The sequence below is a fragment of the Streptomyces sp. NBC_01803 genome, from assembly GCF_035917415.1.
Lineage (GTDB): Bacteria > Actinomycetota > Actinomycetes > Streptomycetales > Streptomycetaceae > Streptomyces.
In genome coordinates, this window is record NZ_CP109073.1 from 125407 (window position 1) to 138587 (window position 13181).

The following is a 13181-nucleotide window of genomic DNA, read 5'->3' on the forward strand; positions in this document are numbered from 1 at the left end:
GGGTCAGCCGGCGAGGGCGGCGAGCGGGTCGTCCAGGACGGGCTGCCAGGCGAGCTCGGCCGCGCCGACGAGGCTGTTGTGGTCCAGGGAGCAGGCCAGGATGGGCACGCTGCCGCTCCTCCCCCACAGGCTGCGTTCCTCGACGACGGCGCTCAGCCGTGCCGGGTCGGCTTCGAGGAGGCGGCGGTGCAGGCCGCCGAGGATGATGCGGTCGGGGTTGAAGATGTTGACCAGGCCGGCGAGGCCGAGGCCGAGGCGGTCGATGACGGTGGCGACGGCGGTGCGCGCGGCGGCGTCCCGGGAGGCGGCGTCGGGCGTGTAGGCGGCGCGGACGACGTCGGCGGCCTGGGCCAGCAGGGAGCCGTCGGGGTCGGGGACGCGGTCGGCCGCGTCGAGGAGGGCGAGGGGGTCGGCCTCGACGTCGAGGCAGCCGCGTCCGCCGCAGTGGCAGGGGCGGCCCTGAGGGTCGACGGTGAGGTGGCCGACTTCGAGGGCCAGGCCGGCGCTGCCGGTGTGGAGCCTGCCGTCGAGGACGAGGGCGCCGCCGACGCCGCGGTGCCCGGTGGCGACGCACAGGAGGTGCTGGGCGCCGCGACCAGCGCCGTGGCGGTGTTCGGCGAGGGCGGCGAGGTTGACGTCGTTGCCGCAGAAGCCGGTCACCTCGACGCCGGCGTCGGCGAGGCAGCGGGTGAAGATGTCGCGGACGGGGGCGCCGGCCGGCCAGGCGAGGTGGAGCGGGTTGAGGGCGGTGCCCTCGGGCTCGGCGACGGAGGAGGGGACGGCCAGGCCGGCGCCGACGCAACGCCGTCCGCTGTCGCGCAGCAGACCGACACCGGCGGCGACGACCTCGCCGAGGACCTGCGCGGGGTCGGCGTCGACGGTCACGCGGCCGGCGGCGGTGGCGACGATCCGGCCGCCGAGCCCGACCAGGGCGGCGCGGAAGCCGTCGGCGTGCACCTGGGCGGCGAGGACGACCGGCCCGTCGTCGGCGACGGCCAGGCGGTGGGACGGGCGGCCCTGGCTGCCGGAGGCGGCGCTGGGGCGGGAGTCCACGGTGATGAGGCCGAGGGTCTGGAGCTCGGTGGCGACGGCCCCCGCGGTGGCCCGGGTGACGCCCAGCTCGGTGGTGAGCACGGAGCGGGTCGGGGCGCGGCCCGTGTGGACGAGTTCCAGCGCGGGGCCGAGGGCGTTCCGGCCGCGCTCCAGCCTGGTGTGTGTGTGGGTCACGTCCCTATTCTTGCTTTGTGTCAGCAGGGAACAAATGCAGGGCGGTTCTTGTCCGCGCCGCGCGGCCCGCCGCCGGACCTCCGGGGCGGTGGAGGGCGGCCCGCGCGGGGTGCGGCGCGGTCCTCATCGGCTGACACAATCCGCCGGTGAGGACCACAGATCTGCTGGCCGCGCTGGAGCGCGAAGGGGACCTGCTGACAGCCGCGGCGGAGCGGGCGGGCTGGGACGCTCCCGTGCCGAGCTGTCCCGGCTGGGCCGTCCGGGACCTGCTCACGCATCAGGGGCACGTGCACCGCTGGGCGGCCCGGAACGTGGCCGAGCGGCTGTCCGCGCGTACGCCGCGCGGCACGGAGGCGGTGCCGGACGGCGAGCTCGCCGCGTGGTTCCGGGCGGGGCACCGGGAGCTGCTGGACGTGCTGGAGCGGGCTCCGGAGGACATGGAGTGCTGGACGTTCCTGAACGGCTCGCCGACGCCCCGGCACTTCTGGGCGCGACGGCAGGCGCATGAGACGGCCATCCACCGCGTCGACGCCGAACTCGCCGCCGGGGAGCCGCTGTCGCCGTTCGCGCCGGGGGTGGCGGTGGACGGCGTGGACGAGCTGCTGGCCGGCTTCCACACCAGGTTCCGCAGCCGGGTGCGGAGCGAGCGCCCGCGCACGCTGGCGGTCCGGGCGACGGACGAGCCGGGCGCGGTGTGGACGGTGCTGATCTCCACCGAGCCGCCCCGGGTGAGCCGGCCGGAGGTGGCGGGGGCGGCCGGGGTGGCGGAGTGCGAGATCAGCGGGCGGGCCGCCGAGCTGTATCCGGCGCTGTGGAACCGGCTGCCGTACGAGGGCGTACTGGCCGTCACGGGGGACGCGGCGGTGGCCGGACTGTGGCGGGAGACCTCCGGCATCTGAATGTTACCCGCGAGTAACTGGCGGCGAGGTCGGCGCTCGGTGATAGGCGGGGCCGGGTGCCCTCGGTGGCGGTGGTCACCCGCAGGCCGGCGTCGGCGGCCTGTTCGGCGGGCGAAGACGTCGAAGGAGACCCCGGCCGGACTGGTTGTGCCCGGCGAGCTGGGAGCCGACGAGCTGGATGAACAGGACCGCGCCGGTGGAGCGCCACGGGAGCCGGGCCGCCGGGGGCTGGACGGCGAGCCACCGTCGCCGGCGGGGATCCTGCGGGACGGTGCCCGGTCCCGTGGGAAGTGCGGTCATGCCGGCAACGCTCGTGCCCGGCCGGCGGCCGGGCGTCAGCCGACGGCGGTCATCCGTCTGCTCCCGCGGGAGTACGCCGGAGGTCAGGACCCCGCCCGGTCGGGGGAGCCGGGGGCGGCGCCCTGGTCCCGGGCGAGGGTGCGGTCCAGGGCGGCGAGGGTGCGGCGGGCCACCGGGTGGGTACGCACGATCCCGGCGAGCGTGGTCGAGCCGCGGGTGATCCGCGCGAAGAGCGCCCAGGCGGGGCGGACGCCGACGAGGGTGGCGTGCAGGAGCCCGGGGCGGTGGGAGAACGCGGCCAGCAGGCGACGGCCGACGCCCATCTCCACGCCCAGGCCCGACTTGACGGCGAAGGTGTAGTTCAGGGCCTGGCGGCGGGCGTCGACGGCGTCGGCCGCCTCCGCGATGCGGACCGCCCACTGCCCGGCGAGCCGGCCGGAGCGCAGGGCGAAGGAGATGCCCTCGCGGGTCCACGGCTCCAGCAGGCCGGCCGCGTCGCCGCAGACCAGGACCCGGCCCCGGGAGAGCGGCGAGTCGTCGGTGCGGCAGCGGGTGAGATGGCCGGAGGAGATGGCGGGCTCGAACCCGGACAGGCCCAGGCGGGAGACGAGCTCCTCCAGGTACCGCTTGGTCGCGGCGCCGTCCCCGCGCGCGGAGATCACGCCGACGGTGAGGGTGTCGCCCTTGGGGAAGACCCAGCCGTAGGAGCCGGGCAGCGGTCCCCAGTCGATCAGGGCGCGACCCTTCCACTCGGCGGCGACCCCGGGCGGTACCGGGATCTCCGCCTCCAGGCCGAGATCCACCTGCCCGAGGCGGACGCCGACGTGGGCCCCTATGCGGCTGGCGCTGCCGTCGGCGCCGACCACGGCGCGGGCCAGCAGCGTCTCGCCGCCGGCCAGCACGACCGCCACCGTGCGCCGGTCGGGAACGGCCGGGCCGTGCTGCTCGACGCGCGAGACCGTGGTGCCGGTGCGCAGCTCGGCGCCGGCCTTCACCGCGGCCTCGACCAGGCGCTGGTCGAACTCGGGGCGGTTGACCAGCCCGAACAGCATCCGCTTGGAGCGCCGGGTGCGCGCCAGCCTGCCGTTGAGCGAGAACGTCACGGCGTGCACGCGGTCCCGCAGCGGCAGTTCGAAGCCGGGGGGCAGCGCGTCGCGCGAGGGGCCTATGATGCCGCCGCCGCAGGTCTTGTAGCGCGGCAGCTCCGCCTTCTCCAGCAGCAGCACCCGCCGGCCGGCCTCGGCGGCGGCGCGGGCGGCCGACGCTCCGCCGGGGCCGGCCCCCACCACGACGACATCCCACACCATTCCGGACCCGGCTCCGTTCTCGCTGCTCACGATGTGTCGTCGCTCCCCGTCGCGTCCCGTGGTCTTCGTCCACCGCCCGGCATCCTACGGCGCCCCAGGCGCATCACCCGGCTATACGATGATCGTCACACCACTGCCCTTCGCACACACGTCATCCACCACGTCGTCCACGCGCGGGGGAGCGCGCGGGCGTTGAGGAGCGTTCCATGGGACACAGCACCGAGCACGCCGCGATCGCCGCCGCCGTCGGGGCGCTCATGCCCCGGGCGCGGACCGAGCTGGCCGAGCTGGTGGCCTTCCGTTCCGTCGCGGACCCCGCGCAGTTCCCACCCGAGGAGTGCCGGGCCGCGGCGGAGTGGGTCGCCGCCGCGCTGCGCGCCGAGGGCTTCGCGGATGTCGCCCCGCTGGACACCCCGGACGGGACCGCGTCCGTCTACGGCCACCTGCCCGGGCCCGAGGGCGCGCCCACCGTCCTGCTGTACGCGCACTACGACGTGCAGCCGCCGCTGGACGAAGCGGCCTGGACCTCCCCGCCGTTCGAGCTGACCGCACGGGACGGGCGCTGGTACGGACGCGGCGCGGCCGACTGCAAGGGCGGTGTGCTGATGCACTTGCTGGCGCTGCGCGCCCTGCGGGAGACCGGTGGTGTGCCGGTGGGCGTGAAGGTGATCGTGGAGGGCTCCGAGGAGCAGGGCACCGGCGGGCTGGAGCGCTACGCCGAGGCGCACCCCGGTCTGCTGGCGGCCGACGCCGTGGTGATCGGCGACGCCGGGAACGCCCGGGCCGGGCAGCCCACGGTGACCGCGATGCTGCGCGGCATGGTGCTGGTCCGCGTCCAGGTGGACACCCTGGCGGGCAACCTGCACTCCGGGGCGTTCGGCGGGGTCGCGCCCGACGCCTTGGCGGCGCTGGTGCGCGTGCTGGGCTCGCTGCACGCGGAGGACGGCTCCACGACGGTCGACGGGCTGGCCGCGGACGGCGTCTGGGAGGGCGCCGCCTACCCCGACGAGGTGTTCCGCGAGGACGCCGGGGTGCTGGACGGGGTGCGGCTAATCGGCTCCGGCACCGTCGCGGACCGGGTGTGGGCGCGGCCGTCCGCGACGGTGCTCGGCATCGACTGCCCGCCCGTCGTCGGGGCCACGCCGTCGGTGCAGGCGAGCGCGCGGGCCCTGGTGAGCCTGCGGGTGCCGCCCGGCGTCGAGGCGGGGGCGGCGGGCCGGCTGCTGGCGGACCACCTGCGGTCCCGGGCGCCGTGGGGGGCGCGGGTCACGGCCGAAGTGGCGGGCGAGGGCCAGCCGTTCCGCGCCGACACCGCCAGCCCCGCCTACACCGCGATGGCCGGGGCGATGCGCGAGGCGTACGACGGCGCGGAGATGGCCGTGGTGGGCCAGGGCGGCTCGATACCGCTGACGAACACGCTCGCCGGGCTCTACCCGGACGCCGAGATCCTGCTGATCGGGCTGAGCGAGCCCGCGGCCCGCATCCACGCGGTGGACGAGAGTGTCTCGCCCGAGGAGCTGGAACGGATGTCGGTCACCGAGGCGCTGTTCCTGCGGCGCTACGCGGCGGCCCGGCAGGGCTGACCGGCGACGCCCCCTCCCCCGGACCCCGGGCGGTGTGTGGTGGGGCGCCGCCGGGTCGGGTCAGCGGTGGCGGCCCGCGCGGCGGCGGGCGAGGATCAGGCCGGCCGCGACGGCGACCGCGGTGAGTCCGCCGCCCGCCAGCAGCATGGTGTCGCCCTCCGGCTGGGTGCCGCCGACGCCGGCTTGGGCGCCGCGCGTGGGCAGCACCGTGGATGTCGCGGTGGATGTCGCGGTGGACGTCGCGGTGGAACTCGCCGTCGGCTGCGTGGTCCCGGTGGCCGTCGGGCTGGGCGTGGTGGTGGCGGAGGCGATGGTGAGGGCGGCGGTACCGGTCTGGGAGCCGCAGGTGAACGTCACGTCGTAACGGGCGCCGACGCGGGCGTCGGCGTCGACGGTGGTCCTGGCGCTCTGCAACGCGCCCGGCATGCCGAGGGTGATCTTGTCGAAGACCGACGACTCGGCGGTCGCCTCGGATCCGGTGCAGTTGGTGACGGTCAGGTCGACCGAGCCGCCGGGCCGGACGGACGCCGGCGAGACGCTGAAGCCGAAGGAGGGATTCGTCGCCTGGCCGGGCGGCCGGGCCGGCCCCTGTCCGCCCGCGGCGAGCGCGGCCGGTGCGCTCGCCCCGAGGACCATCGCACCCAGCCCCGTGGCGGCCAGTGCGGTACGCAGTGTGCTCATGAGAAGGCTCCTCTGTCGCAGTCGCGCGTCACCCCGCACAGCGACTCAACCAGAAGGGAGGTCGCATAACCCGCCGAACGGGTCAAATGGGTTAATGAGGGGGGCCGTTCCCGTCAGCTCGCGCTCGTCATCCGCGCGAAGACCACCACGTTGTCCGTGTAGCCGGAGCCCTGTTCGAAGCTGCCACCGCAGGTGATGATCCGCAGCTCGGCCTGGCCGGTGTCGTGGTAGACGGACTCCGGCAGGTTGCCCTTGGCGTAGACGGCGATGTCGTAGATCTCGAACCGGACGGCGACCCCGTCCTCGCGGATGACCTCCACGGAGTCGCCCAGCCGCACCGCGCCCAGGCCGTAGAAGACCGCGGGGCCCGCCGCGTTGTCCACGTGGCCGACGATGACCGCGGTGCCCGGGGTGCCGGGCGCGGCGGCCCCCTCGTACCAGCCCGCCAGGTTCTGGATCTCCTGCGGTGGCGCCTCCATCCAGCCCTCGGGGTCGAGCCCGACGTTGGTCAGCGGGGCCTCGACGGCGATGGACGGGATCGACACCCAGGTCGGTACGGCGGGGGGCAGCGGCTGGGCCTGCGATCCGGGCGACGGCTGGTCGGCCTCGGCCGGCTCCTGCCGGGCGCTCTCCGGCTGGGGCGGCGCCGATGGCCCGTCGTCGTCCGCGGCCATGACGGTGACGCCGAGGGCCATGACTCCCGCGATCGCCGCGTAGGCGGCCCGGGCGCCCCAGCCCGGGGCCTCGTCGGCGTCATCGTCGTCGTAGGGGTGGTAGTCCGGTATGTACTCGGGCTCGCGCATCGCGGTCACCGCTTCGGGGAGATCCTCCCCCTGTCCGGGGCCATCACCGGACACGCTAGATCGGGGCCGGGCGCCGCGCGATTCGGCGGCGGCCGTCAGGCGCCGACCGGGACCCCCGCCTCCAGATTGAGCGGCCGGCCCTGGGCGCGGGCCCGCAGCGCCCAGCGCAGCCGGGCGAACCGGCCGGGCGACAGCAGCCGTTCCGCCTCGTCCTCGGCGGCGAAGCGCCAGCCGCGCAGTTCGGCGCCGGGCAGCAGGATGTCGGCGAGCCGGTCGTCGCCCAGACGACCGCCGTCGAAGAGGAGCCGCAGGCCGCCGAAAAGGGGCGGGCGGGGCGGCTCCCAGTCCACGACGAGCAGCGCGGGATCGCGCTCCAGCCGCAGGCCGAGCTCCTCGGCCACCTCCCGGACGGCCGCGCGGGCGGGCGCCTCCCCCGGCTCGACGACGCCGCCGGGGAACTCCCAGCCCGGCTTGTAGGTGGGGTCGACGAGCAACACGCGGTCCCGGTCGTCGAAGAAGAGCACCCCGGCGGCGAGGGTTTCGGCGGCGGGCGGCGGGGTCTGCACGATGCGGCAGGTGCCGTCGCCGCGCCGGACGCGCTCGGCGAGCAGTTCGGCGGTCTGCCGGGGCGTCAGGCGGGAGGCGTCGACGGCGTGGGCGTCGGTGGTGAGCCACGGCAGGGCCGCGCGGTAGCGGGGCAGCCGGCTCAGGCAGCGACGGCGCACGGCGTCGCCCTCCACCGCGGCGCGGCGTTCGACACGGAGGCGGAGGAACGTTTCGTCAACATGCAGCAGGAGGTGCTGCACGGGAATCCGGCGCGCCGCCAGGCCGCCGAAGATCTCGTCGCGGTGCTCCTGGCGGACCAGGGTCATCGGGGCGATCAGCGGGCCGCGCACCTCGGACAGCAGCGCGGCGGCGGTGTCCACGACCAGTCGGCGCCAGGAGGGCAGCTCCCGCATGTCCTCCACGCCGGCCAGCCGCTCGCCGGGGAGCATGGCCCGCAGCCCGGCGCCGACCAGCTCCGGATCGAAGAGCGCGCTGCCGGGCAGCAGGTGGAGCAACTCGCGGGCGGCGGTGGTCTTGCCCGCGCCGGGCGCCCCGTTCAGCCAGATGATCACGGTCCCCCTCCTTGTTCGCCCGTGAGTCAGTTGCCCGCTGGACCCCCGGCCAAAAACGTGCGGGCGCCGGGGGGCGGGCCGGCCGGGGGCACGGGTCAGGCGCCGGCGTCCGGGGCGGGGCGGCCGGCCAGGGCTTCGAGCCGGGAGCGGTCCAGGGCGGTCGCGCCGGTCACCTCGGCGACATCGAGGGCGCCGCAGTCGATGCCGCGCAGCAGAAAGCCGCTGAGCGCGCGGGCGGTGGCGGGCTCGTCGAGCACCGCGCCGCCGGTGGCGTCGGCGCCGCCCGCGTAGGCGGCGAGCCGGGCCGCCGCGTGGTCCAGACCCTCGCGGTAGAAGGCGTAGACGGCCGCGTACCGGGTGGGGAGGTGGCCGGGGTGCATGTCCCAGCCCTGGTAGTAGGCGCGGGCCAGGGAGCGGCGCACCAGGCCGTGGTGGAGGCGCCAGGCGTCGTGGACACGGGCGGTGGGGCCGACGGGCAGGACGTTGGTGGAGCCGTCGGAGAGCAGGACGCCGGTGCCCGCCGCCGCGACCTGCATGACCGCCTTGGCGTGGTCGGCGGCCGGGTGGTCCGGGGCCTGGTGGGCGGCGCTGACCTCGCAGGCGGCGCTGTAGTCGAAGGTGCCGTAGTGGAGGGCGGTGGCCCGGCCGCCGGCGGCGTCGATCATGCGGGCGACGGTGGCCCGGCCGTCGGGGCCGAGGATGGCCTGGGTGGTCTCGATCTGGATCTCGAAGCCGAGCCGGCCCGGGGGCAGGCCCGCCGCCTTCTCGAACTCCTCGCACAGCCGGGCCATCGCGGCGACCTGCTCGGCGTAGCTGACCTTGGGCAGGGTGATCCGCAGGCCGGCGGGCAAGGGGCCGGCCGCCAGCAGAGTGGTGAGGAAGATGTCGAGGGTGCGGATGCCGCGGTCGCGGACGGCGGCCTCCATGCACTTGACGCGCAGGCCCGTGAACGGCGGGGCGGTGCCCTCGGCGTGGGCGCGGGCGATCAGGCGGGCGGCGCGGGCGGCGGCGGCGTCCTCCTCGGCGTCCGGGCGCGGGCCATAGCCGTCCTCGAAGTCGACACGGAGGTCCTCGACGGGCTCGCGCTCCAGCTTGGCCAGGACGCGGGCGCGGACGGGACCGGCGAGGGCCTCGGGCATGCCGAGGACGGTGCCGAACGAGGCGGCGTCGGGGGCGTGTTCGCTGAGGAGGGCCAGGGCCTCGGTGCCCCAGGAGCGGACGGTGTCCGCGGTGAGGCGGTCGGCCGGCACATAGACGGTGTGGACCGGTCGGCGGGTGTGGGGGGCACCGGGATAGCGGCGGGCGAGGTCGGCGTCGACGGCGGCGAGCGAGGCGCCGATGCCGGTGGTCACGGCCGCCGCCAGCGTGGTCGTCACTCGTTCGCCCGGCGTCATGCGGCTTCCTCCGCCTCACTCGACTTCAACAGATCGTTGAAGATATCTGTCGCACGAAGGTATCCGGCGTCCCGGCGGAACACAACACGGCACCGGCCGCGCCCGCTGCTGAGCGCGGGCGCGGCCGGTGCCGTGCTTGGGCGGTCCCGTGCCGGGATCAGCCCTTGCGGGCCTTGACCTCGTCGGTGAGGGCGGGGACGACGTCGAACAGGTCGCCGACGATGCCGTAGTCGACCAGCTCGAAGATCGGGGCCTCTTCGTCCTTGTTGATGGCCACGATGGTCTTCGAGGTCTGCATGCCGGCCCGGTGCTGGATGGCGCCGGAGATGCCCGCCGCGACGTAGAGCTGCGGCGAGACGGTCTTGCCGGTCTGGCCGACCTGGTTGCTGTGCGGGTACCAGCCGGCGTCCACGGCGGCGCGGGAGGCGCCGACGGCCGCGCCGAGCGAGTCGGCGAGGGCCTCGATGATCGCGAAGTTCTCCGCGCCGTTCACGCCACGGCCGCCGGAGACCACGATGGCGGCCTCGGTCAGGTCCGGGCGGCCGGTGGACTCGCGCTCGCTGCGGGAGACGACCCTGGTGCCGGTGGCCAGCTCGCCGAACGTCACCGGCAGCTGCTCGACCGTGCCGGCGGCCGGGGCGGCCTCCGGGGCGGTGGAGTTGGGCTTGACGGTGATCACCGGGGTGCCGGTGGTGACCGAGGAAGTGGTGGTGAACGCGGCGGCGAACACGGACTGGGTGGCGACGGGCGCGCCGTCGTCACCGGCGGTCAGGTCGATCGCGTCGGTGATCAGGCCGGAGCCCAGCCGCACCGCGAGGCGGGCGGCGATCTCCTTGCCCTCGGCGGAGGAGGGCACCAGGACGACGGCCGGAGAGACCGCCTCGACGGCGGCCCCCAGGGCGTCCACCTTGGGGACGACCAGGTAGTCCCCGAACTCCGGGGCGTCGGCCGCCAGCACCTTCACGGCGCCGTACTCGGCCAGCGCCGCCGCGGCGCCCTCGACGCCCGCGCCCAGGTACACCGCGACCGGGTCGCCGAGGCGGCGGGCGAGGGTCAGCAGCTCCAGCGTGGGCTTGCGGACGGCACCGTCCGCGTGGTCGACGTAAACAAGAATTTCAGCCATGGGAATCGTGCTCTCCAGCGAGACGAACTGACGGTGGGGACATGAGGGACCGGGCCCGGCGGGCGGGCGGTCAGATGAACTTGCGCTCCGCGAGGAAGGCGGCCAGCAGCTTGGCGCCCTCGCCCTCGTCGGTGACGATCTCGCCCGCCGTGCGCGCCGGGCGCTCGGTGGCCGACAGCACCTTGGTGAAGGCACCCTCCAGGCCGACCTGCTCGGCCTCCAGCTCCAGGTCCTCCAGATCCAGCGTCTCCACCGGCTTCTTCTTGGCGGCCATGATCCCCTTGAAGGAGGGGTAACGGGCCTCGCCCGAGCGGTCGGTGACCGAGACCACGGCCGGCAGCGCGGCCTCGACCTGCTCGGTGGCGGCGTCGCCCTCGCGGCGGCCGGAGACCGTGCCGTCGGCGACCGACACCTCCGTCAGGAAGGTCACCTGCGGCACGCCCAGCCGCTCGGCCAGGATCGCCGGCAGCACGCCCATGCCGCCGTCGGTCGAGGCCATGCCGCAGACCACCAGGTCGTAGCCGGTCTTCTCGATGGCCTTGGCCAGCACCAGCGAGGTGCCGATGACGTCGGTGCCGTGCAAGTCGTCGTCCTCGACGTGCACACCCTTGTCGGCGCCCATCGACAGGGCCTTGCGCAGCGCGTCGGTGGCGTCCTCCGGGCCGACGGTCACGACGGTGACCTCCGCGTCGTCCGCGTCCTCGGCGATCCGGAGCGCCTGCTCCACGGCATATTCGTCCAGCTCCGACAGCAGCCCGTCCACGGCCTCCCGGTCCGTGGTCAGGTCCTCCGCGAAGTGCCGGTCACCCGTGGCGTCAGGCACGTACTTCACACAGACAACGATCCTCAGACTCACGCCGGCTCTCCTACTGCTATCGGTCCGCACACTGGGTACTCGGAAGATCACCCGGATAGTTACTTGCCAGTACACCCAGGGTAGCCCTCGCAAGCAAGCATGTCCCACTGTGACGTTGCCTACGTACACATTGTCGGACCGATTCTTGCGCGAACACACAGAAACTCACCCGGGGACGGCAGCTCCCAGGGCCGCGAAGACGTCCGCCCGGCGTGGCTGTCCCGAAGCCCTGCGTACGACCGTACCGGCGGCGTCCAGGACCAGGACGGTCGGGGTGCGGACGATGCCCAGCTCACGCACGAGGTCGAGGCGGGCCTCGGCGTCGATCTCGACGTGGACCACGCCCTCCACCATCTCCGCCACCTCGGACAGGGTCCGGCGGGTTGCCCGGCAGGGCTGGCAGAACGCGGTGGAGAACTGCACCAGGGTGGCCCGCCGTCCCAGCCGCTCGGCGCCGATCACCGCGGCGTCCAGCCGCCGGCCGCCGTCCCGGTCCCTCATCCCCAGCCTCCCGTCACGCCTCCGGCGCCACAGCCCGAAGGCGCCCGCCACCGCGAGCACCGCCACACACACCACGAGTCCGGTCATCGGGTGCGACAGCGCGCCGGGCGCGCGGTTCATTCCCGGCCCCCCCGGCGGCGGGGTGCGCGATGCTGGGGGCATGCGCATAGATGTCAGGGGGCCGCGGTTCGGCGCGGCCGTCACCACGGTGGTGCTCGCGGCGGTGCTGATCACGGGAAGCGCGTGGCTGCTGGCGGCCCAGACGGTGGTGTTCGGCCTGGGCGCGGCGCTCGGGACGCGGTACGCGCCGTACGGGGTGCTCTTCCGGGTGGTCGTGCTGCCGCGGCTGGGGCCGGTCCGGGAGACCGAGGACGCGGGCCCGCCGCGCTTCGCGCAGGCCGTGGGGCTCGGCTTCGCGCTGGCGGGCCTGATCGGCTACGTGGCGGGGCCGCAGGCGCTGGGCATGGCGGCGACGGCGTGCGCGCTGGCCGCCGCCTTCCTCAACGCCGCCTTCGGCTACTGCCTGGGATGTGAGGCGTATCTGCTCCTCCGCCGGGCGCTCAACTAGCGCTCGCGGCGGCTTTCGGGCACGATCAGGCGGCACCGAAAGTTACGGAGGCGTAGGTTCGCCGCACGGAAGAGGGGCCTCTCGCATGGCAGAGCTTGTCTACCCGCCGGTCATCGGCGTCGCCCGGACGATGTTCAAGGCGCTCGATCTGCGCTTCGACATCGCCGGCAGCGAACACGTGCCGCGCCGGGGCGGCGCCGTGCTGGTCAGCAACCACATCGGCTATCTCGACTTCGTCTTCGCCGGGTTCGCCTGTCGGCCCGCCAAGCGGCTGGTGCGGTTCATGGCCAAGGAGTCGGTCTTCCGGCACCGGGTGTCCGGACCGCTCATGCGGGCGATGAAGCACATCCCGGTGGACCGCGCCGCGGGCATGCAGGCGTTCGAGCCGGCGGTGCGGGCGCTGCGCTCGGGGGAGATCGTGGGCGTCTTCCCGGAGGGGACGATCTCGGAGTCCTTCACGCTGGACAAGTTCAAGACGGGCGCGGTGCGGATGGCGCAGCAGGCCGGGGTGCCGGTGCTGCCGGTGGCCCTGTGGGGCACCCAGCGGCTGTGGACCAAGGGCCACGAGCGGGACATGGGGCGCCATCACCTCCCGATCACCATCCGGGTGGGCGAGCCGATCGCGGCCGATCCGTCCGAGCCCGCGCTGGCCCTGACCCGCCGGGTGCGCGGGCGGGTGCAGGAGCTCCTGGAGTCGGCGCAGCAGGCCTACCCGGTCAAGCCGCAGGACCAGGAGGACGCCTGGTGGCTGCCGGCCCACCTCGGTGGCACGGCCCCGCCGCCCTCCAGGACGTCGACGAGCTGAACGGGCGCGCGCCGGA

Annotated in this window: 14 protein-coding genes; 4 read left to right on the forward strand and 10 right to left on the reverse strand. The window is 75.0% G+C overall.

Features of this window, described 5'->3' with window-relative positions:
• Positions 1–3 precede the first annotated feature (3 nt).
• Complete coding sequence (locus OIE51_RS00645) at positions 4–1227, reverse strand: ROK family protein (RefSeq protein ID WP_326594687.1); 1224 nt, start codon at positions 1225–1227, stop codon at positions 4–6.
• A gap of 146 nt (positions 1228–1373) precedes the next feature.
• Here OIE51_RS00645 and OIE51_RS00650 point away from each other — a divergent pair, with 146 nt between their 5' ends.
• Positions 1374–2126 (forward strand): maleylpyruvate isomerase family mycothiol-dependent enzyme, encoded by a 753-nt coding sequence (locus OIE51_RS00650; protein WP_326594688.1) that lies wholly within the window; start codon positions 1374–1376, stop codon positions 2124–2126.
• A gap of 75 nt (positions 2127–2201) precedes the next feature.
• On the opposite strand, the gene OIE51_RS00655 is transcribed toward OIE51_RS00650, so the two are convergent.
• Together OIE51_RS00655 and OIE51_RS00660 are read right to left on the reverse strand one after the other, a co-directional pair.
• On the reverse strand, positions 2202–2426 hold the full coding sequence (locus OIE51_RS00655; RefSeq protein ID WP_326594689.1) for a hypothetical protein: 225 nt from the start codon (positions 2424–2426) through the stop codon (positions 2202–2204).
• 83 nt (positions 2427–2509) lie between these two features.
• Positions 2510–3733 (reverse strand): geranylgeranyl reductase family protein, encoded by a 1224-nt coding sequence (locus OIE51_RS00660; RefSeq protein WP_326600448.1) that lies wholly within the window; start codon positions 3731–3733, stop codon positions 2510–2512.
• Between the two features lie 206 nt (positions 3734–3939).
• On the opposite strand from OIE51_RS00660, the gene OIE51_RS00665 reads away from it, so the two are divergent.
• Positions 3940–5316: a dipeptidase gene (locus OIE51_RS00665; RefSeq protein WP_326594690.1), complete on the forward strand. Its 1377-nt coding sequence runs from the start codon at positions 3940–3942 to the stop codon at positions 5314–5316.
• A gap of 60 nt (positions 5317–5376) precedes the next feature.
• Here OIE51_RS00665 and OIE51_RS00670 read toward each other — a convergent pair whose 3' ends face one another.
• The 7 genes from OIE51_RS00670 to OIE51_RS00700 form a co-directional block, all read right to left on the reverse strand.
• On the reverse strand, positions 5377–5997 hold the full coding sequence (locus OIE51_RS00670; protein WP_326594692.1) for a hypothetical protein: 621 nt from the start codon (positions 5995–5997) through the stop codon (positions 5377–5379).
• A gap of 113 nt (positions 5998–6110) precedes the next feature.
• Positions 6111–6800 carry a class F sortase gene (locus tag OIE51_RS00675; RefSeq protein ID WP_442812029.1) on the reverse strand — a complete coding sequence of 230 codons (690 nt, stop codon included), beginning with the start codon at positions 6798–6800 and terminating at the stop codon, positions 6111–6113.
• A 95-nt stretch (positions 6801–6895) separates the two neighbouring features.
• Positions 6896–7918, reverse strand: coding sequence for an NUDIX hydrolase (locus OIE51_RS00680; protein WP_326594695.1), 1023 nt, complete (start codon positions 7916–7918; stop codon positions 6896–6898).
• A gap of 95 nt (positions 7919–8013) precedes the next feature.
• Positions 8014–9312, reverse strand: a complete 1299-nt coding sequence (locus OIE51_RS00685) for a DUF6986 family protein (RefSeq protein WP_326594696.1) — start codon at positions 9310–9312, stop codon at positions 8014–8016.
• Between the two features lie 157 nt (positions 9313–9469).
• Positions 9470–10435 carry an electron transfer flavoprotein subunit alpha/FixB family protein gene (locus OIE51_RS00690; RefSeq protein WP_326594697.1) on the reverse strand — a complete coding sequence of 322 codons (966 nt, stop codon included), beginning with the start codon at positions 10433–10435 and terminating at the stop codon, positions 9470–9472.
• A 70-nt stretch (positions 10436–10505) separates the two neighbouring features.
• Complete coding sequence (locus tag OIE51_RS00695; RefSeq protein ID WP_326594698.1) at positions 10506–11291, reverse strand: electron transfer flavoprotein subunit beta/FixA family protein; 786 nt, start codon at positions 11289–11291, stop codon at positions 10506–10508.
• Positions 11292–11456: 165 nt separating this feature from the next.
• Positions 11457–11879 carry a TlpA family protein disulfide reductase gene (locus OIE51_RS00700; protein ID WP_326600449.1) on the reverse strand — a complete coding sequence of 141 codons (423 nt, stop codon included), beginning with the start codon at positions 11877–11879 and terminating at the stop codon, positions 11457–11459.
• Between the two features lie 73 nt (positions 11880–11952).
• Here OIE51_RS00700 and OIE51_RS00705 point away from each other — a divergent pair, with 73 nt between their 5' ends.
• Together OIE51_RS00705 and OIE51_RS00710 are read left to right on the forward strand one after the other, a co-directional pair.
• The gene (locus OIE51_RS00705) at positions 11953–12360 is read left to right on the forward strand and encodes a DUF4395 domain-containing protein (protein ID WP_326594700.1); all 408 of its coding nucleotides are present in this window, start codon (positions 11953–11955) and stop codon (positions 12358–12360) included.
• Positions 12361–12445: 85 nt separating this feature from the next.
• Positions 12446–13165 carry a lysophospholipid acyltransferase family protein gene (locus OIE51_RS00710; RefSeq protein ID WP_326594701.1) on the forward strand — a complete coding sequence of 240 codons (720 nt, stop codon included), beginning with the start codon at positions 12446–12448 and terminating at the stop codon, positions 13163–13165.
• Positions 13166–13181: the final 16 nt, after the last annotated feature.

Coding starts and splice junctions, on each gene's coding strand:
- OIE51_RS00660 (WP_326600448.1), bottom strand. CDS start 3,733: ATGGTGTGGGATGTCGTCGTGGTGGGGGCCGGCCCCGGCGGAGCGTCG.
- OIE51_RS00705 (WP_326594700.1), top strand. CDS start 11,953: ATGCGCATAGATGTCAGGGGGCCGCGGTTCGGCGCGGCCGTCACCACG.
- OIE51_RS00670 (WP_326594692.1), bottom strand. CDS start 5,997: ATGAGCACACTGCGTACCGCACTGGCCGCCACGGGGCTGGGTGCGATG.
- OIE51_RS00700 (WP_326600449.1), bottom strand. CDS start 11,879: ATGACCGGACTCGTGGTGTGTGTGGCGGTGCTCGCGGTGGCGGGCGCC.
- OIE51_RS00690 (WP_326594697.1), bottom strand. CDS start 10,435: ATGGCTGAAATTCTTGTTTACGTCGACCACGCGGACGGTGCCGTCCGC.
- OIE51_RS00675 (WP_442812029.1), bottom strand. CDS start 6,800: ATGCGCGAGCCCGAGTACATACCGGACTACCACCCCTACGACGACGAT.
- OIE51_RS00655 (WP_326594689.1), bottom strand. CDS start 2,426: ATGACCGCACTTCCCACGGGACCGGGCACCGTCCCGCAGGATCCCCGC.
- OIE51_RS00685 (WP_326594696.1), bottom strand. CDS start 9,312: ATGACGCCGGGCGAACGAGTGACGACCACGCTGGCGGCGGCCGTGACC.
- OIE51_RS00710 (WP_326594701.1), top strand. CDS start 12,446: ATGGCAGAGCTTGTCTACCCGCCGGTCATCGGCGTCGCCCGGACGATG.
- OIE51_RS00665 (WP_326594690.1), top strand. CDS start 3,940: ATGGGACACAGCACCGAGCACGCCGCGATCGCCGCCGCCGTCGGGGCG.